This is a genomic window from Streptomyces sp. NPDC040589, from assembly GCF_055594445.1.
Window position 1 is genome coordinate 25738 of sequence record NZ_JBVIWP010000014.1, and the last position, 26785, is coordinate 52522.

Consider the following 26785-nt stretch of genomic DNA (forward strand, 5'->3'; position numbering starts at 1 on the left):
TGGCCTGGGGGCCTCAGCGTCGCGGGGGCCGGAGACGGGGGCCAGGGAGCCACGGGCGGGGTGGCGGACAATGACGGTATGACAGAGCGCGCGCGGCACTGGCAGTACGACGAGCTGCCCGGGGTGGATCTGCTGCGGGCCCGGTACGTGCGGAAGACGTTCGTCCGGCATACGCACGAGAACTTCGTGATCGCCGCCATCGCCGACGGGGTGGAGGTGTTCCACCACGGTGGGGGTGATCAGTACGCCGGGGCAGGGGCCCTCGCGCTGGTGAATCCCGATACTCCGCACACCGGGCGGGCCGGTGTGCCCGAGGGGTGGCGGTACGGGGCCGTGTATCCGTCGGTCGACGTGGTGGCGGAGATCGCGGCCGAGACGACGGCGCTGCGGGGGACGCCGGGCTTCGTCAGTCCGGTGGTGGACGATCCGTACGCCGCCGGTCTGGTGCACCAGGTGCTGCGGGCCGCCGACGAGGGCAACGCCCTGGCCGCTGACACGCTGCTGCGGGTCGCTGTGACCAGGTTGCTGCGGCTGAACGGTGGGCCCATGCCGCGGCGTGAGGTGCGGACGGCCGGGACCCGGATCGCGGCACGCGCGCGCGGGGTGCTGGAGGAGCGGATGGCGCGGCCGCCGACCCTGGAGCAGCTGGCGGCTGATCTGGGGGCCAGTCCGTTCGCTCTGCTGCGGGCGTTTCGGGACGCCTACGGGATGCCTCCGCACGCGTGGCTCACGGATGCGCGAGTCCGGCGGGCGCGACGGCTGCTGGACCTCGGGACGGCGCCCTCCGAGGTTGCCGTGGCCGTGGGGTTCACCGACCAGCCGCATCTCAACCGGCACTTCAGCCGGATGGTCGGGGTGCCGCCGGGGGCGTATCAGCGGGAGCGCAAGAACGTACAAGACCTGCGGTAGCGGCTGCTCGTAGCGTGCGGGGCGTGGTGGATCGGACAGCTCTCAGAGATACAGGGACCGGTGCGAAAGAGGACCGGGCCGTCGTACGGGACGCACTGGGCGTCGGGGTGGCCGTCGGGCTGTCCGGGTTCGCCTTCGGAGTGACGTCGGCCGGCAGCGGACTCACGCTGATGCAGACGTGCGCGCTCAGTCTTCTGGTGTTCACCGGGGCGTCCCAGTTCGCCCTGGTGGGCGCGCTCGCGGCGGGAGGCAGTCCGTTCACGGCGGCTGCCGGGGCCTTCTTCCTGGGTGTGCGGAACGCCTTCTACGGCCTGCGGCTGTCGCAGTTGCTGGCCCTCCCGCGCGCGGTGCGGCCGTTCGCCGCCCAGTGGGTGATCGACGAGACGGCCGCCGTCGCGCTGGCTCAGCCCACGCGGCGCGCCGCGCGGATCGGGTTCTTCGTGACCGGGCTGACCCTGTACGTCCTGTGGAACCTCACCACGCTGCTCGGCGCCCTGGGCGCCGAGGCCATCGGGGACACCGACGCGTGGGGGCTGGACGCCGCGGGGCCCGCGGTGTTCCTGGCCCTGCTCGCGCCGATGCTGAAGACCGGCACCGAGCGGGCCGTCGCCGGGCTGGCCGTGCTGCTGGGGCTCGGGCTGCTGCCCGTACTGCCCGCCGGGGTGCCGGTGCTGCTGGCCGCGCTGGCGGCGCCGGTCGTCCTGTGGGCGGACGGCCGGCGCAGGGGTGCGCCCGCTTCCCGGGAGGACGAGGCGTGAACGTCTGGATCGCCATCGTTGTGACCGTCCTCGGGTGCTACGCCGTCAAGCTGGCCGGGCTGCTGGTGCCGGCCGGAGCCCTGGAGCGGCCCGTCGTCAAGCGTCTTGCCGCGTTGCTGCCCGTCGCGCTGCTCGCGGCCCTCACGGCCCAGCAGACCTTCGCCGACGGGCAGGCGCTGGTGCTGGACGCGCGGGCCGCCGGGCTCGGAGCGGCGGCTGTGGCCCTGATGCTGCGCGCCCCGTTCCTGCTCGTCGTCGCGGCGGCCGTGGTGGTGACCGCGGGGGTGCGGGCCATGGGGGCGTGGTGATCAGTCGAGGTGCGGGTCATGGGCGCGTGGTGATCAGTCGAGGTGCGGGCCATGGGGCGCGTGGTGATCAGTCGATGGTGCGGCCGTAGGCACTGAGGGTGCGCAGGGCCTCGATCGTCACGACCGGGCGGGCCTCCAGGACGGGGGCCGGGGCCCAGTGGCGCCATCGGACGGGCCAGCCGCCGTCGTCCTGCTGCTGGGCCGCGAGGTGGTCCAGGGAGCGGGTCATCTCGTCGTCCGTGAACCACGCGCGCGCGAGGGAGCGCGGCGTCCTCGCGTAATCGTAGGGAAAGTGGTGCTCGCCGGCGGCGTAGCCGGGGGAGACGGGGTACGCGTCCGGCTTGTCGGGGTCCAGGGCCACGAGGCCGTGTGCGCGTACCAGGCGGCCCAGGCGGTCGGCGGCCGCCTCCGCGCGCGGGCGGTCGGGGGCGGAGTCCAGGAAGGTCACGGCGGCCTCGATCTCGTACGGGTGCGACTTCTCCAGGGACTCGACCGCCTGCCAGCAGAAGTCCGTGGCCCGGAACAGCCAGGCGTGCCAGACCTCGTTGCGGTGCAGGAGCCCCACCACCGGCCCGGTGGCCAGGAGGTCGCCGGGCGGGTCGGCCACGACCGGCACGAAGGGATCCGTAGGACAGTCGCGCCAGCCGGGATGGATCGCCGGGAGCGCGCCGTCCGCCGAGGAGACGGACGTCAGGTAGCGGCAGATGCGTTCCACGCGCTGGCCGGCGCAGCGCGCCACGGCGTCCAGGACGCGCAGGGCGTGGGCGGTGTGCAGCGGCCGGCTGGCCGGGCCGCGCAGATCGGGCTCCAGTGCGTGGCCGTACCCGCCGTCCTCGTTGCGGTAGGCGTCCAGCGCCGTCTCCACCGGGTCCGCGGAGGCGCCATGGAAGTGGTGGGCGAAGAGGCGCTGCTCCAGCACGCGCGCGGTGAGCCAGACGAAGCGCTCCGCGCGCGTGACAGGGCTGTGCGGCGGGGGCGTCGGGGGGAGTGTGGAAGCTCCTGTTTCGGCCATGGGTCAGACCGTAGGGCGGAAAGCGGCGCCGGCAGGCGGTCCTGGCTCAGGCCCACCCCCAGGGGCGGGATACTGGAGTCATGCGGTTGACGGTCTTCTGGCAGCGAATGGCGGAGCACTTCGGTCCGGGCTACGCCGACACCTTCGCGCGCGATCACGTGATGACGGAGCTCGGCGGGCGCACCGTGCACGAGGCGCTGGACGCCGGCTGGGACGCCAAGGAAGTCTGGCAGGTGGTCTGCTCGGTGATGGACGTGCCCCGGGAAAGGCGCTGACCGACCCGGCGCCGAGGGCCTCGACCGGTCGCGGCGGACGGTCGAGCGGCCGCGCGGAACGCTGACGGGTCACGAAGATCGCAGGCGGGCAGACGGCTGTCGGTGGCGTGGGTGAGACTTGGTCCGTGGCACCCACTGACGAGACCGGGCAGGAAACCCAGCAGTCCTCCCCCTTCGGTACGACGCCGCCGACCGGGCCCCCCGCCGCCGGCGGAACCGCCGGGCCGAACGGCCGCATGCCGCGCTGGCTGCCGCGTGCCATGGTGCTCGCGCTCGCCCTCGTCGCCGCGTTCCAGCTGGGCAGCTGGGCCTTTCACCAGGTCACCGGCCTGCTGATCAACATCCTCATCGCGTTCTTCCTGGCGCTCGCCATCGAACCGGCGGTGAGCTGGATGGCCTCGCGCGGCATGCGCAGAGGACTGGCCGCGTTCGTCGTCTTCATCGGCGTGGTGATCGTGTCGGCGGGTTTCGTCACGCTGCTCGGTTCCATCCTCGCGGACCAGATCATCAAGATGATCGAGGGCTTCCCGGCGTACCTCGACTCCGTGATCCACTGGATCAACACACACTTCAAGACCGACCTGAAGCGCGTGGACATCCAGGAGGGCGTGCTCCGCTCCGACTGGCTGCGCAACTACGTGCAGAACAGCGCCACGGGCGTCCTGGACGTGTCCGCCCAGGTCCTCGGGGGCCTCTTCCAGCTGCTGACGATCGGGCTGTTCTCGTTCTACTTCGCCGCGGACGGCCCGCGACTGCGCCGCGCGCTCTGCTCCGTCCTGCCGCCCGCCCGCCAGGCCGAGGTACTGCGCGCCTGGGAGATCGCCGTGAACAAGACCGGCGGCTACATCTACTCGCGCGGCCTGATGGCGCTGATCTCCGGCGCGGCGCACTTCGTCCTGCTGCAGATACTGGGCGTGCCCTACGCGCCCGTGCTCGCGGTGTGGGTGGGGCTGGTGTCGCAGTTCATCCCCACCATCGGCACGTATCTCGCGGGCGCCCTGCCCATGCTGATCGCGTTCACGGTGGATCCCTGGTACGCGCTGTGGGTGCTGATCTTCGTCGTGGTCTACCAGCAGTTCGAGAACTACGTGCTGCAGCCCAAGCTGACCTCGAAGACCGTCGACATCCACCCCGCGGTCGCCTTCGGCTCGGTCATCGCGGGCACCGCGCTCCTCGGCGCCGTCGGCGCGCTGATCGCCATCCCCGCCATCGCCACGCTCCAGGCCTTCCTGGGGGCGTACGTGAAGCGCTACGACGTCACGGACGACCCGCGCGTGCACGGCCATCGCTGGCGGGGTGCGGGGCCGGGCCTGATAGCGCGCACGAGGCAGCTGTGGGCACGCCGGCCAGGGGCGGAACGGCCGGAGGGCCCGGCGGGCGGAGGGCCAGGGCAGGGCTCCGCCTGATCTCGTCGTCGGCCCCGCTCGGTCCCGGGTGTGCCGCGTGGTGCGCTTGACACCAAAATCGAACATCCATTCTCATGGAGTCTCCGGCACGGCTCAACGGCGAGCATTTCGACGTACTTTGGGTAGGGAAGTGCCCGAGTTATCCACAGGCCGGACGTGCGTCGGGGCGCATTGTCAGTGGCAGGCGTTAGCGTCTTTGACGTGAAGCGATCGACTCAAGCAAATCGGGTGGAACCCATGGCAGGAACCGACCGCGAGAAGGCCCTGGATGCCGCACTCGCACAGATTGAACGGCAATTCGGCAAGGGCGCGGTCATGCGCATGGGTGACCGGACGAAGGAGCCCATCGAGGTCATCTCGACCGGGTCGACCGCCCTCGACGTGGCCCTCGGCGTGGGCGGCCTGCCGCGTGGCCGTGTCGTGGAGATCTACGGCCCGGAGTCCTCGGGCAAGACGACCCTGACCCTGCACGCGGTGGCGAACGCGCAGAAGTCCGGCGGCCAGGTCGCCTTCGTCGACGCGGAGCACGCCCTCGACCCCGAGTACGCGCAGAAGCTCGGCGTCGACATCGACAACCTGATCCTGTCCCAGCCGGACAACGGCGAGCAGGCCCTGGAGATCGTGGACATGCTGGTCCGCTCCGGCGCCCTCGACCTCATCGTCATCGACTCCGTCGCCGCGCTCGTCCCGCGCGCGGAGATCGAGGGCGAGATGGGCGACAGCCACGTGGGTCTGCAGGCCCGCCTGATGAGCCAGGCCCTGCGGAAGATCACCAGCGCGCTCAACCAGTCCAAGACCACCGCGATCTTCATCAACCAGCTCCGCGAGAAGATCGGCGTGATGTTCGGCTCCCCGGAGACCACGACCGGTGGCCGGGCGCTGAAGTTCTACGCCTCGGTGCGCATCGACATCCGCCGCATCGAGACCCTGAAGGACGGCACCGACGCGGTCGGCAACCGCACCCGCTGCAAGGTCGTCAAGAACAAGGTCGCGCCGCCCTTCAAGCAGGCCGAGTTCGACATCCTCTACGGCCAGGGCATCAGCCGCGAGGGCGGCCTGATCGACATGGGCGTGGAGCACGGCTTCGTCCGCAAGGCCGGCGCCTGGTACACGTACGAGGGCGACCAGCTCGGCCAGGGCAAGGAGAACGCGCGCAACTTCCTGAAGGACAACCCCGACCTGGCCAACGAGATCGAGAAGAAGATCAAGGAGAAGCTGGGCGTCGGCGTGCGCCCCGAGGAGCCGGCCGCCGAGCCGGGCACGGACGCCGCAGTCTCCGCCGCTCCGGCCGACGCCGCGCCCGCGGTGCCCGCCCCGGCAGCGGCCAAGACCGCCAAGTCCAAGGCCGCCGCAGCCAAGAGCTGACCCGTGACACGACGAACCGACTGGGCGGAGTACGAGTACGCCGCCTCCGGTGCCCCACGGGGGAGGGGCACCGGAGACGACGCGGGCTCGGCCGTGGACGGTGACGGCGGGTACGGGACCGACGGGCCGTACGGGGAGGGCGAGGGGCCGTACGGGGGCGGCTCCCGGGGCGGCGACCCACCCGGCACGGGCGCACGCGGAGGCGGCTCACGCAGGGACGGCTCGCGTGACGGCGGGGCGCGTCGTGGGCGTGGACGTCGCCGGCAGGGCTTCGGTGAGGTGATTACCGAAGACGGAGGCTCCCCCTCCTCGTCGAGGGCCGAGCAGGGAGAGCCTCCAGGGGACCCGGTCGAGCAGGCTCGGGCGATCTGCCTGCGCCTGCTCACCGGGACCCCGCGGACCCGCAGGCAACTCGCCGACGCCCTGCGCAAGCGGCAGATCCCGGACGACGCCGCCGAGGAGGTGCTGTCGAGGTTCGAAGAGGTCGGCCTCATCAACGACAGCGCCTTCGCGGACGCCTGGGTGGAGTCCCGCCACCGCGGCCGGGGGCTGGCGCGGCGTGCGCTCGCCCGCGAGCTGCGGACCAAGGGCGTCGACTCCACGCTGATCGACGAGGCCGTCTCCCAGCTCGAGCCCGAGCAGGAAGAGGAGACCGCGCGTGACCTCGTCGCGCGCAAGCTCCGCTCCACCCGTGGGCTCGACCGCGACAAGCGACTCCGCCGCCTCGCGGGCATGCTCGCCCGCAAGGGCTACTCCGAGGGCATGGCCTTGCGCGTGGTCCGGCAGGCGCTGGAGGAGGAGGGCGAGGACCCGGACTTTCTCGGGGACGAGCAGTTCTGAGATCTGCGCTTCCGGGACGAGCCGTTCGGATGCTCCGCCGTGATCACACGACCGGAAGCCCTGACGCCTTCCAGGCCTGGAACCCGCCGACCAGGTCGGTGGCCCGGTGCAGGCCCAACTGGTGCAGGGACTGAGCCGCCAGGCTGGAGGCGTAGCCCTCGTTGCAGATCACGACGACACGCAGGGAGTGGCTCGTGGCCTCGGCGGCCCGGTGGCTGCCCTGCGGGTCGAGACGCCACTCCAGCTCGTTGCGCTCGACGACGAGCGCGCCGGGGATGAGGCCGTCTCGCTCGCGCAGCGCCGCGTAGCGGATGTCCACCAGCAGCGCGTCACCCGCCTCGGCGGCCTCGTACGCCTGCGGCGGCTCGATCCGCTCGTAGCCCGCGCGGACACGTTCCAGCAACTCGTCGATGCCGACGGGAGGTTGGACACCGCCGCTGCCGCTCGCCGACTCGTGTATGGCGCTCACTGCCAGTCCTCCGGCCGCTCGACCTGCTCGAGCCGCAGGATCGGCCCGCTGCGGCTGTAGCGGCGGATCTGCGGCAGGGGCGGGTAGTAGGCGTGGACGGAGATCGCGTGCTGCTCGGGGGACTCGTTGAGCACCTCGTGCACGTGGTGCCGGCCGAAGGCGCGGCCCTGACCGGACGACAGCCGGCGTTCCCGGTCCACACCGTGGGAGAGTTCCAGGGTCTTCCAGCCGTCGGCGGGCAGCCGCGCGGCGAGCGAGTTCTCCTTGAGCTCGCCCGACGCGGTCAGAAAGGCGCCGACGGACTCGGCGTGGTCGTGCCAGCCGGTGCCCGTGCCGGGCGGCCAGCCGATCAGCCAGGCCTCGCTGCCGCCGGGCCCCTCCAGCCGCACCCAGGTGCGGCCTTCCGGGTCGAGCGGCAGGGAGTCGATCAGCTCGGTGTCGGCCGCCGTGCGCCGGACGAAGTCGAAGAGGTCGGCCTGGGTGGGCCCGGAAGAGGCGGAGGAGACTGAAGTGGAGACAGGGGAAGGGGATGCGGAGGGGGATACAGACACGGGTGCCGTCCTGGAGGTCCTGATGCGGGTTCGCACGGGAGGCGCGTCGGCCGGCGTGGAGAGCGCGGCGCGCGCGAAGGAAAGAGGGATGCGAAGTCAGCAGGACGGGCGACACACGCAGCCCGCATAGCGGAGGAGATCCATATGGACCCTCCGCCACAGGCGCACACAGGTGTCGGTCACGCACCGGAGTACACCACGATCGTCCGAGCCGGTCAACTCACTGTCACCATGCGGACGCACTGTGACAGAGAGCACGTCCCCTCCGGCACCCGAGGTCAGCGCGAACCGGCCGAGGCACCGGCCTGTGCCTGTGCCTGTGCCTGCACCTTGGCCGGTCCGCCCAGCGCGGCCTCGGCCGCCGTGTACAGATCGGCCGGGCGCACTCCGCCCAGCGCGGTCACGAGATGGCCGTCGGGGCGTACCAGGAGCACCGTGTGCGCGGCAGCGCCGGGATAGCTCTCGGCGACCAGCAGCTCGGCGTGGTGCGGCAGCGCCATGACCGCGGCGGCGAGCTGGGGCATGATGCCGGCGCTCACCCAGTGCCGGCGCTCCCACACGCCCGTGCCAGGGGCGATCAGCACGACGAGCAGCGCGCCGCGGCCGAGCCGGTCCCGCAGCCGGACGAAGGTGCCGTCCTCCGCGGTGACCCGTACGTCGATGACCGGCGAGCCGGGCGATGTCCGGACCGGGACCTCTCCTTCGAGGGGTGGCGGAGCGAGCGGCGAGTCGGCGTACGCCCCCGGCGCGCCCAGCTGGCCGTGCCCCAGATGGCCGTCCGTGAGGAGCGAGTCGTGGCCCCGGGCCGAGCCGGGGACGTAGGAGCGCAGGCCTCCGCCGCCGCGCAGCAGGGGCAGGGCCTGGTCGGCTGCGCGGAGCCGGGCCGCCACGATCGCCCGGCGTTCGGTCTGGTAGCTGTCGAGGAGCGCCTCGTGCGGTCCGTGGTGCCAGGCCAGGGCCAGTTTCCAGGCGAGGTTGTCGGCGTCCCGCAGGCCCTCGTCCAGCCCGTGCGTGCCCAGTGAGCCGTGGAGGTGCGCCGCGTCCCCCGCGAGGAAGACGCGGTCGGCGCGCCAGCGGCGGGCCAGCCGGTGGTGGACGGTGTGGACACCGGTGTCCAGGAGTTCGTACGGCGGGGTCGTGCCGCCCGACCAACCCGCCAGGGTCTCCCGGATGCGGGTCAGCAGCAGCTCGGGTGTGACCAGGTCCTTTCCGGGCGGCAGGAGCCAGTCCAGACGCCAGACGCCGTCCGGAAGGGGGCGCGCGGTGACCTCGCCGGCCGAGGGACCCGACATGCGCCACGGCGGCATGCGGTGCAGCAACGCCTCGTTGTACCAGGGCAGTTCCGTCCGCAGGGCCGCGACGGCGTGACGTTCCACCGCCGTACGGCCGGGGAAGCGGATGTCCTGGAGCTTGCGTACGGTCGAGCGGGGGCCGTCGCAGCCGACCAGGTAACTGCCGCGCCACCATGTGCCCTTGGGGCCGCGTGTGTGGGCCGTGACGCCCGAGGACTCCTGCTCCATGCCGTCGAGCCGGCTCTCCACGGCGATCTTGACGAGCGGTTCGCCCGCGAGGGCCGCGCGCAGGACGTCGGTCAGCACGTGCTGGGCGATGTGCAGCGGGACGGGCTCGGTGCCGTCGAAAAAGACCTCGCGCATCACCTGCTTGCGCCGCACCGACCGCCATCCGGCCCAGTGGGCGCCGACCCGGTCCATCGGAACGCCGGTGAGCCGTTCGATGAGGGCGGTGGTGTCCTCGCGGAGGACCACGGTGCGCGACGCACGGGGTTCGTCCTTGCCCGGCCCCTCGTCCAGGACGACGCACGGCACCTCCTGACGCGCCAGCGCCAGGGCGAGCGTGAGCCCGACGGGCCCCGCTCCGACGACGATCACCGGGTCCACGGCGCGGCGCCCCCTGCCCGTGGTGACGTCCTGAGGGACGTAGGTGAACACGAAGTCGGAGCAGGGTGCACGATCACAGAACGTATGCAACCCATTGCCGGTGCTTGCGTCAAGTGACCAGGGGCAGTGGCGATCATGCCACTGCCCCTGAGTATGTCATCCGGGTTGACCGAGTGTCAGACGGTGCCTCCGGTGCCGGTCCCGGTGGTGCCGGCGATCTGTGCGTCGTTCGCGCCCACGACCGCTCCCGTCGACTTCTTGGCCTGCCGCAGCCGGCGCTCGAGCCAGCTCGCGAACGACGTGAGGGCGAAGTTGAGCGCGATGAAGATGACGGCCACGACCGTGAAGCTGGCGATGACGTTCGCGCCGTAGTAGCCGCTCATCGTGTTCGCCGAGGAGAGCAGCTCGGAGTAGGTGAGGACGGCGCCGCCGAGCGCGGTGTCCTTCACGATGACGACGAGCTGGCTCACGATGGCCGGGAGCATCGCGGTGACCGCCTGCGGCAGGAGGATCAGGCGCATCAGCTGCCCCTTGCGCAGGCCGATCGCCTGCGCCGCCTCGGCCTGGCCCTTGGGCAGGGCCAGGATGCCCGCCCGGACGATCTCTGCGAGGACGGACGCGTTGTACAGCACCAGGCCGGTGACGACCGCGTAGAGCGGACGGTCGTCGGAGCTGACGTTGGTGTACTCGGCGAACAGGGCGAGACCGAAGATCATCAGGACCAGCACGGGGATGGACCGGAAGAACTCGACCACGACCGCTGCCGGAACCCGGACCCACACGTGGTCCGAGAGGCGGGCGATGCCCAGAACCGCGCCGAGCGGCATCGCGATGATCACCGCCAGGGCGGCGGCCTTCAGCGTGTTCAGCAGACCCGGCCAGATGTAGGTGGACCAGGCCTCGCTGCCGGAGAAGAACGGCTCCCACAGGGCCCATTCCAGCTGGCCCTTGTCCTTGAGGGTGCCGAACACCCACCACAGCAGGGCCGCGGCGGCGGCCACGAAGACCACCGTGAGGACGGCGTTGCGCCGCTTGGCGCGAGGGCCCTGGGCGTCGTACAGAACGGAGCTCATCGCTTCACCGCCACCTTCTTGCCCACCCAACCGAGGATCAGACCGGTCGGCAGCGTCAGAACCACGAAGCCGAACGCGATGATCGCCGCGATCAGCAGCAGCTGGGCCTCGTTCTCGATCATCTCCTTCATCAGCACCGCCGCCTCGGCGACACCGATGGCGGCCGCGACCGTGGTGTTCTTGATGAGGGCGATCAGCACGTTGGCCAGCGGGACGACCGACGAACGGAACGCCTGCGGCAGCACGACCAGACCCAGCACCTGGCGGAAGCTGAGACCGATCGCCCGAGCCGCCTCCGCCTGCCCGACCGGCACCGTGTTGATGCCGGAACGCAGCGCCTCGCACACGAAGGACGAGGTGTAGAAGATCAGGCCCAGGACGGCCAGCCGGAAGTTGATCGTCTCGACGTCATCGGCGCCGAGGGAGACACCCAGCGTCTGGTTCAGGCCCAGCGACGTGAACAGAATGATGACGGTCAGCGGGATGTTCCGCACGGTGTTCACGTACGCGGTCCCGAAACCGCGCATCAGCGGCACCGGGCCCACGCGCATGGCGGCCAGCATGGTGCCCCAGATGAGAGAGCCGACGGCGGACAGCGCAGCGAGTTGCACTGTCGTCCAGAAGGCTCCCAGCAGGTCGTAATCCTTGAGAAAGTCGAACACGATCTCCCGCGCTTCCGCGTATAGGGATGCCCCGGTGCGCCGCCCCGCGGGGCGGCGCACCCGTCAGGCGCTGCCTCAGCTCTTGATGTCGCCGATCTTCGGCGCGGGCTCGTTCTTGTAGTTGGCCGGGCCGAGGTTCTTGTCCACGGCCTTCTGCCAGGCGCCGTCGGCGACCATGGCCTCGAGGGCCTTGTTGATGTCGGCCTTGAGGTCGCTGCCCTTCTTGACACCGATGCCGTAGTTCTCGTTGGTCAGCTTGAAGCCGCCGAGCTTGAACTTGCCCTTGAACTGCGACTGGGCGGCGTAACCCGCGAGGATGGAGTCGTCGGTGGTCAGCGCGTCGACGGCACCGTTCTGCAGACCCGGCAGACAGGCGGAGTACGTCGGGTACGGCTGCAGCTGAGCCTTCGGCGCCAGCTTGTCCTTCACGTTCTGCGCGGAGGTGGAGCCGGTCACCGAGCAGAGCTTGGCGTTGTTCAGGTCCTTCGGCGACTTGATCTTGTTGTCGTCGGCGCGGACCAGCACGTCCTGGTGGGCCAGCAGGTACGGGCCGGCGAAGTCGACCTTCTCCTGGCGCTCCGGGGTGATCGAGTAGGTCGCGGCGATGAAGTCGACGTCACCACGCTGCAGCATGGTCTCGCGGTCGGCGCTCTTCGCTTCCTTCCACTCGATCTGGTCCGCGTTGTAACCGAGCTTCTTCGCGACGTACGTGGCGACGTCGACGTCGAAGCCGGCGTAGCCCTGCGGCGTCTTCTGGCCGAGGCCGGGCTGGTCGAACTTGATGCCGACGGTGATCGTCTTGCCACCGTCGGAGCCGGAGTCGCCGCCCGTGCTGTTGTCGCCGCCGCAGGCGGTGGCGGTGAGGGCGAGGGCGAACACGGTGGCCGAGGCGGCGGTGACCTTGCGGAGCTTCATGATGAACATCCTTTGGCTGGTGAAGAGATGCGGGTCGGCAGGGCGGCGACGCCGGTCGCGTCGCGCGCGGAGTGCGCCGTCAGTGGTGCAGGATCTTCGACAGGAAGTCCTTGGCACGGTCACTACGCGGGTTGCTGAAGAACTGGTCGGGCGCAGCCTCTTCGACGATTCGGCCGTCCGCCATGAACACCACGCGGTTCGCGGCCGATCGTGCGAAGCCCATCTCGTGGGTGACGACGATCATGGTCATGCCGTCGCGGGCGAGCTGCTGCATGACCTCCAGCACCTCGTTGATCATCTCGGGGTCGAGCGCGGAGGTCGGCTCGTCGAAGAGCATGACCTTCGGCTCCATGGCCAGCGCCCGCGCGATCGCGACGCGCTGCTGCTGGCCGCCGGAGAGCTGTGCGGGGTACTTCTCGGCCTGCGCGCCCACGCCGACCCGGTCGAGCAGGGCCCGAGCCCGCTCCTCGGCCGCCTTCTTGTCCTTCTTGCGGACCTTGATCTGGCCGAGCATCACGTTCTCGAGCACGGTCTTGTGCGCGAAGAGGTTGAAGGACTGGAAGACCATTCCGACGTCGGCCCGCAGCCGGGCCAGCTCCTTGCCCTCGTGGGGCAGCGGCTTGCCGTCGATCGTGATCGAGCCGGAGTCGGTCGTCTCCAGGCGGTTGATGGTGCGGCACAGGGTGGACTTACCGGACCCGGAGGGTCCGATGACCACGACGACTTCACCGCGGGCGATCGTCAGGTCGATGTCCTGGAGTACGTGCAACGCGCCGAAGTGCTTGTTGACGCTCTTCAGGACGACCAGTTCGCCGGTCGCGGCCACATCTTCCTTGGCCACCGATACTTCGGTCATCGCTCTCAGGCTCCGTCCTCCTCGGTTTCGGAGGACAGTAGTAACCCTCTACGACCTGCGTCATTACATCTGAGGGGAATCTGAGCATCACGATCCGATAGCAATCGGACACGTGTCGTAGCACTTGTGAGCAGCGCTCATATCGGCCGGGTAACGGAAGCTCTCCGCAACCGGAACCCTCTTGACGCCGTCCTCATCCATCAGCGTGACTGCAATGCGTGCACGCGCGCGTGCACGCATTTCTTGTACACAGACAGATCGTACGGCCAGTGAACCGAAGGGGGCCCGGATGAGACTGCTGCTCGTCGAGGACGACAACCATGTCGCCGCCGCCCTGTCGGCGGTCCTGGCACGGCACGGGTTCGACGTCACGCACGCACGCAGCGGTGAGGAGGCCCTCCAGGCACTCGTCCCCGAGAGCGACTGCTTCGGTGTCGTCCTCCTCGACCTCGGCCTGCCCGACCAGGACGGGTACGAGGTCTGTGGCAAGATCCGCAAACGCACCGCCACCCCGGTGATCATGGTCACCGCGCGCTCCGACGTCCGCTCCCGCATCCACGGCCTCAACCTCGGCGCCGACGACTACGTGGTGAAGCCGTACGACACCGGGGAACTGCTCGCCCGCATCCACGCCGTGAGCCGGCGCACCTCCCACGAGGACACCTCCAGCGGCATCGAGACCGAGCTGCGCCTCGGGCCCGTGCACATAGAGCTGCCCACACGCCGGGTCAGCGTCGACGGGTCGGTGGTCCAGCTGACCCGCAAGGAGTTCGACCTGCTGGCCCTGCTCGCGCAGCGGCCCGGGGTGGTCTTCCGCCGGGAGCAGATCATCAGCGAGGTGTGGCGGACCAGCTGGGAGGGGACCGGGCGCACCCTGGAGGTGCATGTCGCGTCCCTGCGCGCCAAGCTGCGCATGCCGGCCCTCATCGAGACCGTACGCGGCGTCGGCTACCGGCTCGTCGCGCCTGCCGGATAGCGGGGCCGGGTGCGCACTCGTCTGCTCCCGCTGCTGATCATCCTGATGGCGGCCGTGCTGCTCGCGCTCGGGGTCCCGCTCGCCGTCAGTCTGGCCGGGGCCCAGCAGCAGAAGGTCGTCGTCGACCGCATCGACGACACCGCGCGCTTCGCCGCCCTCGCCCAGTTCGTCACCGACTCGCCCGACGGGACCACCGGCGCGTTCGAGAACGAGCGCCTGGCCACGCTCAGCAGCGAACTCGACAGCTACTACGACGTCTACGGCATCCGGGCCGGTGTCTTCTACCGCAGCGGCAGTGCCATGGCTCATGCACCGGCCAGGTGGTCCCTGCCGGAAGAGGGCGAGGTGCGTGACGCTTTCGACGAGGCGCTGCTCAGCCGCCGCAGCCACGACCCGAAGCAGGTCTGGCCCTGGCAGCGGAACAACCTCGTGGTGGCCTCGCCGGTCATCCGGGACGGTGACGTCGTCGCGGTCGTGGTGACCGACTCGCCCACCGGGCAGATGCGCTCGCGCACCCTGCACGGCTGGCTGGTCATCGGAGCGGGCGAGGGCGCCGCGATGCTGCTGGCCGTCGGCGCCGCCCTGCGGCTGACCGGCTGGGTCCTGCGGCCGGTGCGCGTCCTCGACGCCACCACCCACGACATCGCCACCGGTCGGCTCAAGTCCCGGGTCGCGGCCGCCGGCGGACCGCCGGAACTGAGGCGTCTGGCCCGGTCGTTCAACGAGATGGCGGACAACGTCGAGGACGTGCTGGAGCAGCAGCGCGCCTTCGTCGCCGACGCCTCGCACCAGCTGCGCAACCCGCTCGCGGCGCTGTTGCTGCGCATCGAGCTGCTCTCCTTCGAGCTGCCCGAGGGCAACAAGGAGATCGCCTCCGTCCAGGCCGAGGGCAAGCGCCTCGCGCAGGTCCTGGACGACCTGCTGGACCTGGCGCTGGCCGAGCACACCGAGGCCGACCTGAGGATCACCGACATCGGCGAGCTCGCCGCCGAACGCCTCGCGGCCTGGGCCCCGACCGCCGAGGCCAAGGGCGTACGCCTGGTCGGCGACTGCCCGCCCACGACCGCGTGGGCCGACCCGGTCGCGCTGTCCAGCGCGCTGGACGCGATCATCGACAACGCGGTGAAGTTCACGCCCGAGGACCAGACCGTCGAGGTGACCGTCGCCTCCCACGGCGACACCTCCACCATCGTCGTCACCGACCACGGACCCGGCCTCACCGACGAGGAACTGGCTCGCGTCGGCGACCGTTTCTGGCGCAGCAGCCGCCACCAGAACATCAAGGGTTCGGGCCTCGGACTGTCCATCTCGCGGGCGCTGCTCACGGCGGGCGGCGGTTCGATCGCCTACGACCGTCATGAGCCGCACGGGCTGCGGGTGACGGTGAGGGTGCCGAGGTCGGGCCCTACGGCTTGACGGACTGGTAGTAGCGCTGTGCGCCGCGGTGCAGCTGGAGCGGGTCGGTGTAGATCGCGGTGCGGACGTCGACCAGCTGGGCGGAGTGGACGGTCGCGCCGATGCCGTCCCGGCTGTCGATCACCGTACGGGTCAGCCACTCGGTGAGCCGGGGGTTCATGTCGCTGCGGGTGACCAGCAGGTTGGACACCGCCAGGGTCGGCACCGGGTCACCGCGCTGGATGGTGGGGTAGGCCGACTCCGGCATCTTGGTGGCGCGGTAGTACCGCGTGGCACCGCCCTGGTCGTGCAGCTTGGCGACGAGCCCGGCGTCGATCGGCACGAACCGGAAGGCGGAGGCCGACTTCTTGGCCAGGCGGCTGAGCCCGTCCGTGGGCAGACCGCCCGACCAGAAGAACGCGTCGAGGCCGTGCCCCAGCCGCCTGGGACCGGTGTCGATGCCGTCCGACGAGGGCTTGATGTCCTTCTCCGGATCGATTCCGGCCGCCTTGAGCACTCCGTTCGCGATCAGCCGCACACCGGAGTTCGGCAGCCCTATGGCCACGCGCTTGCCCCGCAGGTCCGCGACGGAGCGGATGTCCGAGTCGGGCGGTACGACGAGCTGCAGGTAGTCGTCGTAGAGGCGGGCCATACCGCGCAGCCGGTCGGCGCCCGTGCCGTGGTCGAGCCTGTACGTGGCGACCGCGTCCGCCGCCGCGATCGCGAAGTCGGCCTTGCCCGTCGCCACGTCCGAGACGTTCTCCTGTGACCCGGCGCTGGTCAGCAGGCGCACCCTCAGGTCCGGCATGTCCTGGTCGATCTCGGCACGCAGGAGTTCCCCGTACTCGTGGTAGACCCCGGCGCGCGTGCCCGTGCTGAAGGTGATCGCCCCGCCCGGAGGCTCTTCGGCCCAGGGGCGCAGCCACCACAGCAGCAGCCCGAGGACCAGGAGGGAGGCGGTGCCGCCCTGCAGGGCCCGGCGCCTGCCGATAGGGGGGAACATCTTGGACATGCGCGAGATCCTGCCAGCCTTGGTGCCCCGCTGACCAGGGGCGGGGTCCGCCACCGGGGCGGGGAGGAGTGTCAGTGGCGGCCGCTACTGTCGTCCCCATGAGCTCCTCGCCCGCTGACCTGGTCCGTGAATTCCACCTCGCCTTCGGCCTGGACGCCCGCAGTACCCCGACGGAGATCTCCCCGGAACTCGCCGCCCACCGCGGCGAACTCCTCGCGGAGGAGGCCGCGGAGGTCGCCGAGGTGTCGGTCCGGGGCCCGCTCGACCGGCTCGCCCACGAACTGGCGGACGTCGTCTACGTCGCCTACGGCACCGCCCTCGTCCACGGCATCGACCTCGACGCGGTACTGACCGAGATCCACCGCTCCAACATGACCAAGATCGGCCCCGACGGCGCGGTCTCCCGACGCGAGGACGGCAAGGTCCTCAAAGGCGAGCACTACGAGGCACCGGATGTGCCGGGGGTGCTGCGGAGACAGGGGTGGGCTCCGGGCGGTGAGTAGAGGCCCCCGAGGTGGCCCACCCCCTCCTCAGTCGCCCACCGGCGCCTCCGCCTCGGCCTTCCGGGGCGCGGGTTCCGGGGTTCCCCGACGGGCCTCGCGGCGGCCGCTCCACCACATCGCCACCGGCTCCGTGTAGCGCGCGGTGAGCGGGCCCAGGACGACCAGGATGAGGACGTAGGCCGTGGCCAGAGGGCCGAGGGACGGTTCGATGCCGGCCGCGACGGCGAGGCCGGCGATGACGATCGAGAACTCCCCGCGGGCCACCAGCGCACCGCCCGTCCGCCAGCGGCCCTTGACGGAGATCCCGGCGCGCCGGGCCGCCCAGTAGCCTGTGGCGATCTTCGTCAGGGCCGTGACGACGGCCAGCGCGAGGGCGGGCAGCAGGACGGGCGGGATGCTGGACGGGTCGGTGTGCAGTCCGAAGAAGACGAAGAAGACCGCCGCGAACAGGTCCCGCAGGGGGCTGAGGAGGGTGTGCGCACCCTCCGCCACCTCTCCGGAGAGCGCGATGCCCACCAGGAAGGCCCCGACCGCGGCCGACACCTGGAGCTGCTGCGCGACACCCGCGACCAGGATCGTCAGGCCCAGCACCACCAGCAGCAGCTTCTCCGGGTCGTCGCTGGAGACGAAGCGCGAGATGAGCCGGCCGTAGCGCACGGCCAGGAACAGCACGAGCCCCGCCGCGCCCAGCGCGATCGCCAGCGTCACACTGCCGGCCATCAGACCGACGCCCGCCACCAGCGCCGTGACGATGGGCAGGTACACCGCCATCGCCAGATCCTCCAGCACGAGCACGCTGAGGATCACCGGCGTCTCACGGTTGCCGACCCGGCCCAGATCGCCGAGCACCTTCGCGATCACGCCGGACGACGAGATCCAGGTGACACCGGCCAGGACGACGGCGGCCACCGGCCCCCAGCCGAGCAGCAGCGCCACCGCCGCTCCCGGCAGCGCGTTGAGCGCGCAGTCGACCAGACCGGAGGGGTAGTGCGTCTTGAGGTTGGAGACCAGATCGCTCGCCGTGTACTCCAGGCCCAGCATCAGCAGCAGGAGGATGACGCCGATCTCGGCGCCCGTGGCGATGAACTCCTCGCTCGCGCCCAGCGGCAGCAGGCCGCCTTCGCCGAAGGCCAGACCGGCCAGGAGGTACAGCGGTATCGGCGAGAGCCGGAAACGGCCGGCGAACCGCCCGAGCAGGCCGAGGCCGAGAATGATGGAACCGAACTCGATGAGCAGGACAGCGGAGTGCACTGGCTCACTCCCGCCCGAGTACCGTCGCGGCGGCGTCCACGCCCTCACGGGTCCCGACGACGATCAGCGTGTCACCGCCCGCCAGCCGGAAGTCCGGCGCGGGCGACGGAATGGCCTCGGCCCGGCGCAGCACCGCCACGACCGACGCCCCCGTCTCCGTCCGCATCTTCATGTCGCCCAGCACCCGCCCGTTCCAGCGCGAGGTCGCGGCCACCTCGATCCGCTCGGCGACCAGTCCCAGGTCCGTGGTGTACAGCAGGCTCGGGCTGTGGTGGGACGGCTTCAGCGCGTCGATCAGCGAACCCGCCTCCGAGCTGGTCAGCCGCAGCGAATGCGCGCAGGAGTCGGGATCGTCGGCCCGGTACACGTTGACCGTGCGCGTGCCGTCGCGGTGCGCCACCACCGACAGATGGCGGTGTTCCCGGGTCTCCAGGTCGTACTGGACCCCGATCCCCGGCAGCGGCGTCGCCCTCAGGCGCGGAGCTGACACGTTGCTTCCCCTTTTTCGTCTTGTTTGGTTTGTTTGTCTTGTTGGTGTTGCTGTGTCGGTGTCGTGAACGGTGTAGATCAACGGACGGGTCAAGTCCGCATGCTGCCATCCGCCCGTACGGTGACGACATGGGTGTTGTGACGGATATACACAGCGGCCGGTCGCCGGAAAGGGTGGAGCGGGAGGTGCCGTACGCGAAGGCCGGAAGGGGCGGATCCAGGAACGTGTCGTTGTTCTGGCGGATCTTCTCCCTCAACGCCGCGGGCCTGGTCGTGGCCACGGCATTGCTGCTCGGCCCGGTCACCGTGTCCACCCCCGTCCTGGCGGGCGAGGCACTCGTCCTGCTCGGCGGCCTGGTGATGCTGCTGGCGGGCAACGCGCTCGTGCTGCGCTTCGGCCTCGCGCCCCTGCAACGGCTCGGCAGTTCCATGGCCACCGCCGATCTGCTGCGTCCGGGATCCCGTCCGGTGGCCGCCGGCCCGGCGGAGACGGCCGCGCTGATCGCGACGTACAACACGATGCTCGACCGGCTGGAGGCCGAGCGGGCCGCGGGCGCCGCCCGGGCCCTGTCCGCGCAGGAGGGCGAACGGCACCGGATCGCCCGCGAGCTCCACGACGAGGTCGGGCAGACCCTGACCGCCGTCCTGCTCCAGCTCAAGCGCGTCGCCGACCGGGCGCCCAAGGAACTGCGCGAGGAGGTGGGCCAGGCGCAGGAGGCGACCCGGGCCGGTCTGGACGAGATCCGCCGGATCGCCCGCCGGCTGCGCCCCGGTGTCCTGGAGGAGCTCGGGCTGGCCAGCGCCCTGCGCTCGCTCACCTCCGAGTTCACGACCCATGGGCTGACCGTGCGCCACCACGTCACCGGCGACCTCCCCGCCCTGAGCCCGGAATCGGAACTCGTCGTCTACCGGGTGGCCCAGGAAGGCCTGACCAACACCGCCCGCCATGCCGGCGCCGACCGCGCCGAACTCCGCCTCCAGCAGGTCCCCGACGGCGTCGAACTCCTCGTACGCGACAACGGCACGGGCGTCGGCGACGCCCCGGAGGGCGCCGGCATCACGGGCATGCGCGAACGCGCCCTCCTGATCGGCGCCGCCCTCACCGTCGAACCGGCCCCTGGCCGGGGCACCGACGTACGCCTGCGCGTACCGGTGACGGAAGGAGCCCGCTGATGTGTCCGCACCGGTCAGGCCGAGGAGCCCGCTGATGTGTCCCCACCCGTCAGGCCGAGGAGCCCGCTGATGTCCGCCCCCATCCCGATCCGTGTCCTGCTCGCCGACGACCACACCCTCGTACGCCGGGGAGTGCGCCTCATCCTGGACGGGGAGCCGGACCTGACGGTCGTCGCCGAGGCCGGGGACGGTGCCGAGGCCGTCGCCCGGGCCCGGGACACCGCCGTGGACCTGGCCGTCCTCGACGTCGCCATGCCCCGCATGACCGGCCTCCAGGCGGCCCGCGAACTCTCCCGCAGGCTGCCCGACCTGCACATCCTCATACTGACGATGTACGACAACGAGGAGTACTTCTTCGAGGCGCTCAGGGCCGGAGCCAGCGGCTACGTCCTCAAGTCCGTCGCCGACCGCGACCTGGTCGAGGCCTGCCGGGCGGCCGTGCGTGACGAGCCGTTCATCTACCCGGGCGCCGAGCGGGCCCTCGTCCGCTCCTACCTGGAGCGGCTGCACCGCGGTGACGGCCTGCCGGAACGGGCCATCACCGAACGCGAGGAGGAGATCCTCAAGCTGGTCGCCGAGGGCCACACCTCGAAGGAGATCGGCGAACTCCTCTTCATCAGCGCCAAGACGGTCGAACGCCACCGCGCCAACCTCCTCCAGAAGCTCGGCATGCGCGACCGCCTGGAGCTGACCCGGTACGCGATCCGGGCCGGGCTCATCGAGCCGTGAGCCCGGGCTCCCTCGCGTCGTCGTCGGCGAGTGCGCCCAGCGCGCGAGCGACCGCGTCCGGGGTGACACCGTCGGCCCGGTTGTCGAACACCAGACTGTGACGGCTCGACCACCGGCACGCGTTGTCCTGGGACTTCTGCCAGAAGGCGTCCCAGTCGGCGAGCTTGGAGAGGTCCCGTGCGCAGCCGCGGGCGAGGACGCGGGCCCGGGCGGTGTCGGAATCGGTCTCGACCCGCACCACCACCGGTTCGGCGTGGTGGGGCCAGGAGTGACGCTCGGCCACCTCGGCGAGGTAGTCCGGGCGGGAGAAGTACCGGCCGAACGGGGCGTCCAGGACGACCGGCCGGCCCACCACGAGGTTGTCGCGCGCCAGGTCCAGGACGGTCAGGTACTCCAGGTCCATCACCGCCGACTGGTAGTACGGGTTGAGGTCCCGCTCGGACGGGTCCGTGCCGGCGAGCTCCAGGAGCGCCTCGGTGAAGCGGGTGCAGGCGGTGTCCTTGTCGATGTAGGCCGCCCCGGTCAGCCGGGCGAGCAACTGGGCCACGGTGCTCTTCCCCGACCCGGCCGGCCCGATCACGAAGTAGGCCCGTGGAACGGTCATGTGAGGCTCTCCTTCGGAGCCCTGCGGTCCTTGACGAAGAACAGGTACGAGGAACCGCCGACCAGCAGCAGCACCCCGCCGACCAGGAAGACGAGGTTGTAGCTGCCTCCGGTGGCATCCAGGATGCTCCCGGTGACGATCGGAGCCAGCGTCGCGCCGAGGAAGCCGCCGAAGTTCTGGATGGCACCCAGCGAGGCCACCTGGTGCGGCTCCGCGACGTCGGACGCCAGGGTCCACAGACACCCGATCGGCACCTGCGCGGCGAAGTAGCCCACCGACAGCAGCACCATCGCGAGCGGGGTGCTCTCGACGTAGGCCACGGGAAGTACGGCGGCGGCCGCCAGGGCCGCGCCGCCGGCGATCGGGATCTTGCGCGAGGTGACGGCGGAGACCCCGCGGCTGATCAGGCGCCCGGAGAGGAAGCCGCCGAAGAGCACGCCCGCGATACCGCACAGGAACGGCAGGGACGCCAGCCAGCCGGTCGCGGTGAGGCTGAAGCCGCGGGAGGTCTCCAGATAGCTGGGCAGCCAGGTGAGGTACACCCACACCGTGTAGAAGATGCCGAAGGCGCCGAGGACCATGAAGTACGTGTTCCGCTGCCGGAACAGCTGCCCCCACCCGGCCTTCGCCTCGGCCTCGGGCGCCGGGGGTGCGGACTCTTCGCCCAGGATGGCCGCCTGCTCGCGCACCGTCGGGTCACGGTAGACACGCAGCCACACCAGCACGAGCACGACGCCCAGCGCGCCGATGGTGACGAACATGCCGCGCCACCCGAGCAGCAGCATCAGCGTGGTGAGCAGCGGCGGGGCGATCGCGTTGGCTATCTGCGAGCCCGTGTTGACGATCGAGATCGGCAGCGCGCGCTCGTGCTGGGCGAACCAGCGCTGGTTGACCTTCAGGCTGGCGGTGAAGAAGGGGGCCTCGGCGACACCGAGAGCCACCCGGGCCGCGTACATGAAGCCGTACGAACTCGCGGTCGCGGAGAGCATCGACACCAGTGACCACAGCGCGGCCGCCCAGGCGTACATGCGCTTGGGCCCGAAGCGGTCGACGAGGTAGCCGGCCGGGAGGTTGGCCAGCGCGTAGGGCCAGGCGAACGCCGCGAGCAGGAGTCCCATCTGGGTGGAACTCAGGTCGAACTCTCTCGCGACGGTCGTGTTCGCGACGCTCAGGTTGGAGCGGTCGAGGTAGTTGACCACGCCGCCGATCACCAGGAGGGCGACCAGGACCCAGCGGATCCTGATCGACCGCGGGGCGTCGGTGTCAGTTCTCTCGGGAACCTGGGCATCGGAGAGCGGATGGGACATGGGGGGCTCCTGGGGGATCACCGCAAGGGGTTGGGGAGGGGGACGAGACACCGCAAGGGGCAGGAGTGGGGGGCGGAGTCGGGGGCCCGGGCCTCAGGCCCGGGCGTCTTCGATGGACCGCAGGACGGTCCGGGCCGCTTCGGTCACGCGCCGGTAGTCACCGTCGGGACGGGCGGCCTTGGTCACGGAGCTGCCGACGCCGACCGCGACGACACCGGCGTCGAACCACGCCTTCACGTTGTCGGGCGAGACGCCGCCCGCAGGCATGAGCGGCGCCTGGGGGAGGGGAGCCTTGACGGTCCGGACGTACTCGGGGCCCATGAACTCGGCGGGGAAGAGCTTCACGATGTCGGCGCCCGCCTGCATCGTGTCGACGATCTCCGTCGGGGTGAAGGCGCCGCTGACCGTGACGGCCTGATAGCGGTTGGCTGCCGCGATCATCGCCGGGTTCAGATTGGGGCTCACCAGCAGGTTCGCCCCGGCCGAGACACAGGCGTGCGCCGCCTGCTCGTCCAGGACCGTCCCGGCGCCGACGACCACGCCGTCCTTGCCGTAGCGCTCGGACAGCTTCGCGATGACATCCAGCGCGCCCGGCACCGAGAGCGTGATCTCCAGGGCCCGCACACCGCCCTCGATCGCGGCCTCGGACACGGCCAGGGCCTCTTCCGCGCTGTCCAGCCGGACGATCAGCAGGGCTCCGGTGCGGACGATCGCGTCAAGAGATTGAAACTTCGTTACCATGGCGGAACACGCTAGAACACGGATTCACATATTGTCACTAGGTCGGAAGCGGGAAGTTAATCTGATCTCCCCCACCGTTCTGGAGGAGACGTGATGGTCAGGGCACCGCTGATTCCGGAACAGCGGCACCAGGAGCTCCTGCGCCTGCTGCGGAGCACCGGCGTGCTGAGCATCCGGGAGCTCACCACGCGGCTGAACGTCTCCCACATGACGGTGCGCCGAGACATCGCCGCCCTGGAGAAGAGCGGCCAGGTGATCTCGGTCCAGGGCGGCGTCAGACTGGCGGACTGGACGGGGCACGCCCCGCCCCGCGAGCGGGCGTCCCGGGCCCAGCTGGAACTTCCCCGCAAGCAGGCCATCGCCGAGACCGCGGCGGGCCTCGTCGAGGACGGCATGGCGGTCTTCCTCGACGCGGGAACGACCTGCCAGTCCACCGTCCCGTTCCTGGCAGGCCGCAAGGACCTCACCGTCGTCACCAACGACTTCCACGCCGCGATCGCCCTCTGCGGCCATCCGGAGATCCGCGCCATTCACACCGGGGGCGAGATCGACGTGTCGAGCGGGTCGAGCAGCGGGCCGCTCGCCGCCCAGGCCATCGGGGCGCTGAACATCGACGTCTTCTTCCTGAGCGCGGGCTCGTGGGACCTGGCCCACGGCGTGACCAGTCCCTCGACCGACAAGGTGCTGCTCAAACAGACCGTGATGCGAGCCGCGACATCGGTCGCCCTGCTCGCCGACAGCACGAAGTGGGGCATCGTCGAGCGGTTCAACGTGACCCCCCTCAACGGGCTCGACACCATCGTGACCGACGACGGTCTGCCGCCCGCCGTCGTCGACCGCATCCTCGAGGAGGGGCCGTCGGTGCTGCAGGCGTCCTGAACCGGTCCGTACACGGCCCTCGCCCGGGAGCGCCTACCCTTGAGCCATGACCATCAGCAGCGACCGGAGCCCGGCAGTGGATAAGCAGACATCCAGGACATACGAAGTTCGCACCTACGGATGTCAGATGAACGTCCACGACTCCGAGCGATTGTCCGGTCTGCTGGAGGACGCGGGCTATGTGCGCGCCCCCGAGGGTTCCGACGGCGAGGCGGATGTCGTCGTCTTCAACACCTGTGCGGTGCGGGAGAACGCCGACAACAAGCTGTACGGCAACCTGGGCCACCTCGCGCCGAAGAAGGCGAGCCGCCCCGGCATGCAGATCGCGGTCGGCGGCTGTCTGGCGCAGAAGGACCGCGACACCATCGTGAAGAGGGCGCCCTGGGTGGACGTCGTCTTCGGCACGCACAACATCGGCAAGCTGCCGGTCCTGCTGGAACGCGCGCGCGTGCAGGAAGAGGCGCAGGTCGAGATCGCCGAGTCGCTCGAGGAGTTCCCCTCGACGCTGCCGACGCGCCGCGAGAGCGCGTACGCGGCCTGGGTGTCGATCTCCGTCGGCTGCAACAACACCTGCACGTTCTGCATCGTCCCGGCCCTGCGCGGCAAGGAGAAGGACCGCCGCCCCGGCGACATCCTCGCCGAGATCGAGGCCCTGGTCGGCGAGGGCGTCTCCGAGATCACGCTGCTCGGCCAGAACGTCAACGCGTACGGCTCCGACATCGGCGACCGCGAGGCTTTCAGCAAGCTGCTGCGCGCCTGCGGGAAGATCGACGGCCTGGAGCGCGTCCGCTTCACCTCCCCGCACCCGCGCGACTTCACCGACGACGTCATCGCCGCCATGGCCGAGACGCCCAACGTGATGCCGCAGTTGCACATGCCGCTCCAGTCCGGCTCGGACCCGGTCCTGAAGGCCATGCGCCGCTCGTACCGCCAGGAGCGCTTCCTGGGGATCATCGAGAAGGTCCGCGCCGCCATCCCGCACGCGGCGATCAGCACCGACATCATCGTGGGCTTCCCCGGCGAGACCGAGGAGGACTTCGAGCAGACGCTGCACGTGGTGCGCGAGGCCCGCTTCGCCCAGGCCTTCACCTTCCAGTACTCCAAGCGCCCCGGCACCCCGGCCGCCGAGATGGACGGCCAGATCCCCAAGAAGGTCGTCCAGGAGCGCTACGAGCGTCTCGTCGCCCTCCAGGAGGAGATCTCCTGGGAGGAGAACAAGAAGCAGGTCGGCCGCACGCTGGAGCTCATGGTCGCCGAGGGCGAGGGCCGCAAGGACGACACCACCCACCGCCTGTCCGGCCGCGCCCCCGACAACCGCCTCGTCCACTTCACCAAGCCGGACCAGGAGGTCCGCCCCGGCGACGTGGTGACGGTCGAGATCACCTACGCCGCTCCGCACCACCTCCTCGCCGAGGGAGCCGTGCTCGACGTGCGCCGCACGCGTGCGGGCGACGCCTGGGAGAGGCGCACCGCCGAGAAGGCGGGCAAGCCGGCACAGCAGGCCGGAGTGCTGCTCGGCCTGCCGAAGATCGGCGTGCCCGAGCCGCTCCCGGTCGCGACGAGCGGCTGCGCCTTGGACTGACCGGTCCCGCCTGCGGAGACCCACAGCCGGTTCGCCCTGCGCGGGATGCGCGCGGGTGGGTCCCCGGGGTTACCCTGCCGATCATGCTTGTCGCCGCCGCTGTCTGCCCCTGCCCGCCCCTTCTGGTCCCCGAGGTCGCCGCGGGCGCCGCACCGGAGCTGGACGCCGCGCGGGCCGCCTGCACGGACGCCCTGGGGGTGCTCGCCGCCGCCCGGCCCGACCGGCTCGTGGTCGTCGGGCCGGGGGAGAGCGCCGGGCCCGAGACCTACTCGCAGGGCACACGGGGTTCGTTCCGGGGCTTCGGCGTCGATCTCGACGTACGGCTGGGGCCGGCCGCGGGCCCGCACGGGGCACAGCGGCTGCCGTACTCGCTGGCGGTGGCCGCCTGGCTGCTGGAGCGGACCGGGTGGTCCGACGCCCCGGTCGAGGGGCTCGGTGTCGGGGAATCCCTCATGCCCGAGAGGTGTGCCCGGACCGGACGGGACATCGCCGCGCGGGCCGAGCGGGTCGCGCTGCTGGTGATGGGGGACGCCGGCGCGTGCCGGACGCTCAAGGCCCCGGGCTATCTGGACGAACGGTCGGCGCCCTTCGACGCGGAGGTCGCGCGAGCGCTGGGCGCGGCGGACGCGGCCGCCCTCATGACGCTGGACACACGGCTGGCGCATGACCTGAAGGCGTCCGGCCGGGCCCCCTGGCAGGTCCTGGCGGGCGCGGCCGAGGGCGCGGACCTCGGCGGATCACTGCTGTACGACGACGCGCCGTACGGCGTGGGATACCTCGTGGCCACCTGGTCCTAGCCCGGGCGGCAGGGCACCGGAAACGGCGGACGGCCGGGAGCCCTCGTGCT

General features: G+C 70.9%; 29 protein-coding genes and 1 pseudogene. 15 read left to right on the forward strand and 15 right to left on the reverse strand.

All coding sequences use genetic code 11. The annotated features are described in order from the left end of the window. Positions 1-78: 78 nt before the first annotated feature. The 3 genes and pseudogenes from ACZ58V_RS38310 to ACZ58V_RS38320 all read left to right on the forward strand — a co-directional run. A pseudogene (locus ACZ58V_RS38310) lies at positions 79-1023 on the forward strand (AraC family transcriptional regulator); the annotation flags it as partial. After that, positions 933-1667: an AzlC family ABC transporter permease gene (locus ACZ58V_RS38315; RefSeq protein WP_471295867.1), complete on the forward strand. Its 735-nt coding sequence runs from the start codon at positions 933-935 to the stop codon at positions 1665-1667. The pseudogene ACZ58V_RS38310 and the gene ACZ58V_RS38315, both read left to right, overlap by 91 nt. Then, complete coding sequence (locus ACZ58V_RS38320) at positions 1664-1975, forward strand: AzlD domain-containing protein (protein ID WP_468192423.1); 312 nt, start codon at positions 1664-1666, stop codon at positions 1973-1975. Before ACZ58V_RS38315 ends, ACZ58V_RS38320 begins: the two co-directional genes overlap by 4 nt. A gap of 67 nt (positions 1976-2042) precedes the next feature. On the opposite strand, the gene ACZ58V_RS38325 is transcribed toward ACZ58V_RS38320, so the two are convergent. Further along, complete coding sequence (locus ACZ58V_RS38325; protein WP_471295868.1) at positions 2043-2987, reverse strand: hypothetical protein; 945 nt, start codon at positions 2985-2987, stop codon at positions 2043-2045. A gap of 80 nt (positions 2988-3067) precedes the next feature. Between ACZ58V_RS38325 and ACZ58V_RS38330 the strand changes: the two genes are divergently transcribed. The 4 genes from ACZ58V_RS38330 to recX all read left to right on the forward strand — a co-directional run bounded on the left by ACZ58V_RS38330 (position 3068) and on the right by recX (position 6873). Continuing rightward, the gene (locus ACZ58V_RS38330; RefSeq protein WP_468192414.1) at positions 3068-3262 is read left to right on the forward strand and encodes a DUF3046 domain-containing protein; all 195 of its coding nucleotides are present in this window, start codon (positions 3068-3070) and stop codon (positions 3260-3262) included. 125 nt (positions 3263-3387) lie between these two features. Continuing rightward, positions 3388-4668 (forward strand): AI-2E family transporter, encoded by a 1281-nt coding sequence (locus tag ACZ58V_RS38335; protein ID WP_471295871.1) that lies wholly within the window; start codon positions 3388-3390, stop codon positions 4666-4668. Positions 4669-4905: 237 nt separating this feature from the next. Next, a complete protein-coding gene (recA, locus tag ACZ58V_RS38340; RefSeq protein WP_376391325.1) occupies positions 4906-6033 on the forward strand; it encodes a recombinase RecA in 1128 nt (375 codons plus the stop codon). A gap of 3 nt (positions 6034-6036) precedes the next feature. Next, positions 6037-6873 carry a recombination regulator RecX gene (recX, locus tag ACZ58V_RS38345; RefSeq protein WP_468192412.1) on the forward strand — a complete coding sequence of 279 codons (837 nt, stop codon included), beginning with the start codon at positions 6037-6039 and terminating at the stop codon, positions 6871-6873. A gap of 43 nt (positions 6874-6916) precedes the next feature. Here recX and ACZ58V_RS38350 read toward each other — a convergent pair whose 3' ends face one another. The 8 genes from ACZ58V_RS38350 to ACZ58V_RS38385 all read right to left on the reverse strand — a co-directional run bounded on the left by ACZ58V_RS38350 (position 6917) and on the right by ACZ58V_RS38385 (position 13297). Beyond that, positions 6917-7342, reverse strand: coding sequence for a rhodanese-like domain-containing protein (locus ACZ58V_RS38350; RefSeq protein ID WP_471295873.1), 426 nt, complete (start codon positions 7340-7342; stop codon positions 6917-6919). Next, on the reverse strand, positions 7339-7893 hold the full coding sequence (locus ACZ58V_RS38355; RefSeq protein ID WP_471295875.1) for a cupin domain-containing protein: 555 nt from the start codon (positions 7891-7893) through the stop codon (positions 7339-7341). The genes ACZ58V_RS38350 and ACZ58V_RS38355 overlap by 4 nt, the downstream gene beginning before the upstream one ends. A gap of 96 nt (positions 7894-7989) precedes the next feature. After that, positions 7990-8151, reverse strand: coding sequence for a putative leader peptide (locus ACZ58V_RS38360; protein ID WP_471295876.1), 162 nt, complete (start codon positions 8149-8151; stop codon positions 7990-7992). A gap of 20 nt (positions 8152-8171) precedes the next feature. After that, a complete protein-coding gene (locus tag ACZ58V_RS38365; protein ID WP_471296013.1) occupies positions 8172-9791 on the reverse strand; it encodes an FAD-dependent monooxygenase in 1620 nt (539 codons plus the stop codon). Positions 9792-9967: 176 nt separating this feature from the next. Then, positions 9968-10864 (reverse strand): amino acid ABC transporter permease, encoded by an 897-nt coding sequence (locus ACZ58V_RS38370; protein WP_468192408.1) that lies wholly within the window; start codon positions 10862-10864, stop codon positions 9968-9970. Then, complete coding sequence (locus tag ACZ58V_RS38375; protein WP_189721869.1) at positions 10861-11526, reverse strand: amino acid ABC transporter permease; 666 nt, start codon at positions 11524-11526, stop codon at positions 10861-10863. The genes ACZ58V_RS38370 and ACZ58V_RS38375 overlap by 4 nt, the downstream gene beginning before the upstream one ends. A 75-nt stretch (positions 11527-11601) precedes the next feature. Then, entirely contained in the window at positions 11602-12441 is an 840-nt protein-coding gene (locus ACZ58V_RS38380) for a glutamate ABC transporter substrate-binding protein (protein ID WP_468192407.1), read from the reverse strand. A 79-nt stretch (positions 12442-12520) separates the two neighbouring features. Further along, positions 12521-13297, reverse strand: coding sequence for an amino acid ABC transporter ATP-binding protein (locus ACZ58V_RS38385; RefSeq protein WP_468192406.1), 777 nt, complete (start codon positions 13295-13297; stop codon positions 12521-12523). Positions 13298-13586: 289 nt separating this feature from the next. Here ACZ58V_RS38385 and ACZ58V_RS38390 point away from each other — a divergent pair, with 289 nt between their 5' ends. Both ACZ58V_RS38390 and ACZ58V_RS38395 read left to right on the forward strand, forming a co-directional pair. After that, a complete protein-coding gene (locus tag ACZ58V_RS38390) occupies positions 13587-14273 on the forward strand; it encodes a response regulator transcription factor (protein WP_189721866.1) in 687 nt (228 codons plus the stop codon). Positions 14274-14282: 9 nt separating this feature from the next. Next, complete coding sequence (locus ACZ58V_RS38395) at positions 14283-15689, forward strand: sensor histidine kinase (protein ID WP_468192404.1); 1407 nt, start codon at positions 14283-14285, stop codon at positions 15687-15689. On the opposite strand, the gene ACZ58V_RS38400 is transcribed toward ACZ58V_RS38395, so the two are convergent. After that, on the reverse strand, positions 15679-16680 hold the full coding sequence (locus ACZ58V_RS38400; protein WP_471295879.1) for a TAXI family TRAP transporter solute-binding subunit: 1002 nt from the start codon (positions 16678-16680) through the stop codon (positions 15679-15681). The two genes, ACZ58V_RS38395 and ACZ58V_RS38400, sit on opposite strands and share 11 nt — an antisense overlap. A gap of 98 nt (positions 16681-16778) precedes the next feature. On the opposite strand from ACZ58V_RS38400, the gene ACZ58V_RS38405 reads away from it, so the two are divergent. Beyond that, entirely contained in the window at positions 16779-17183 is a 405-nt protein-coding gene (locus tag ACZ58V_RS38405) for a pyrophosphohydrolase domain-containing protein (RefSeq protein WP_471295880.1), read from the forward strand. 27 nt (positions 17184-17210) lie between these two features. Here the strand turns inward: ACZ58V_RS38405 and ACZ58V_RS38410 are convergent, their stop codons facing one another. Continuing rightward, a complete protein-coding gene (locus ACZ58V_RS38410; protein WP_468192400.1) occupies positions 17211-18434 on the reverse strand; it encodes a cation:proton antiporter in 1224 nt (407 codons plus the stop codon). 4 nt (positions 18435-18438) lie between these two features. Continuing rightward, positions 18439-18924, reverse strand: a complete 486-nt coding sequence (locus ACZ58V_RS38415) for a cation:proton antiporter regulatory subunit (RefSeq protein ID WP_471295882.1) — start codon at positions 18922-18924, stop codon at positions 18439-18441. Between the two features lie 128 nt (positions 18925-19052). Between ACZ58V_RS38415 and ACZ58V_RS38420 the strand changes: the two genes are divergently transcribed. Both ACZ58V_RS38420 and ACZ58V_RS38425 read left to right on the forward strand, forming a co-directional pair. Beyond that, on the forward strand, positions 19053-20096 hold the full coding sequence (locus ACZ58V_RS38420) for a sensor histidine kinase (RefSeq protein WP_471295884.1): 1044 nt from the start codon (positions 19053-19055) through the stop codon (positions 20094-20096). 69 nt (positions 20097-20165) lie between these two features. Next, on the forward strand, positions 20166-20825 hold the full coding sequence (locus tag ACZ58V_RS38425) for a response regulator (protein ID WP_471295886.1): 660 nt from the start codon (positions 20166-20168) through the stop codon (positions 20823-20825). Here the strand turns inward: ACZ58V_RS38425 and ACZ58V_RS38430 are convergent. The 3 genes from ACZ58V_RS38430 to ACZ58V_RS38440 form a co-directional block, all read right to left on the reverse strand. After that, positions 20812-21429, reverse strand: coding sequence for a P-loop nucleotide/nucleoside kinase family protein (locus tag ACZ58V_RS38430; protein ID WP_468192396.1), 618 nt, complete (start codon positions 21427-21429; stop codon positions 20812-20814). The genes ACZ58V_RS38425 and ACZ58V_RS38430 overlap by 14 nt on opposite strands. Further along, on the reverse strand, positions 21426-22736 hold the full coding sequence (locus tag ACZ58V_RS38435; RefSeq protein WP_468192394.1) for an MFS transporter: 1311 nt from the start codon (positions 22734-22736) through the stop codon (positions 21426-21428). Before ACZ58V_RS38435 ends, ACZ58V_RS38430 begins: the two co-directional genes overlap by 4 nt. A 93-nt stretch (positions 22737-22829) precedes the next feature. After that, a complete protein-coding gene (locus ACZ58V_RS38440; RefSeq protein WP_471295888.1) occupies positions 22830-23477 on the reverse strand; it encodes a bifunctional 4-hydroxy-2-oxoglutarate aldolase/2-dehydro-3-deoxy-phosphogluconate aldolase in 648 nt (215 codons plus the stop codon). 93 nt (positions 23478-23570) lie between these two features. Here ACZ58V_RS38440 and ACZ58V_RS38445 point away from each other — a divergent pair, with 93 nt between their 5' ends. From ACZ58V_RS38445 to ACZ58V_RS38455, 3 genes are all read left to right on the forward strand, one after another. Further along, on the forward strand, positions 23571-24356 hold the full coding sequence (locus ACZ58V_RS38445) for a DeoR/GlpR family DNA-binding transcription regulator (RefSeq protein ID WP_468192390.1): 786 nt from the start codon (positions 23571-23573) through the stop codon (positions 24354-24356). Positions 24357-24402: 46 nt separating this feature from the next. Beyond that, entirely contained in the window at positions 24403-25938 is a 1536-nt protein-coding gene (gene miaB / locus ACZ58V_RS38450; protein WP_468192389.1) for a tRNA (N6-isopentenyl adenosine(37)-C2)-methylthiotransferase MiaB, read from the forward strand. An 83-nt stretch (positions 25939-26021) separates the two neighbouring features. Continuing rightward, positions 26022-26735, forward strand: coding sequence for a class III extradiol dioxygenase subunit B-like domain-containing protein (locus ACZ58V_RS38455; RefSeq protein ID WP_468192387.1), 714 nt, complete (start codon positions 26022-26024; stop codon positions 26733-26735). Positions 26736-26785 lie beyond the last annotated feature (50 nt).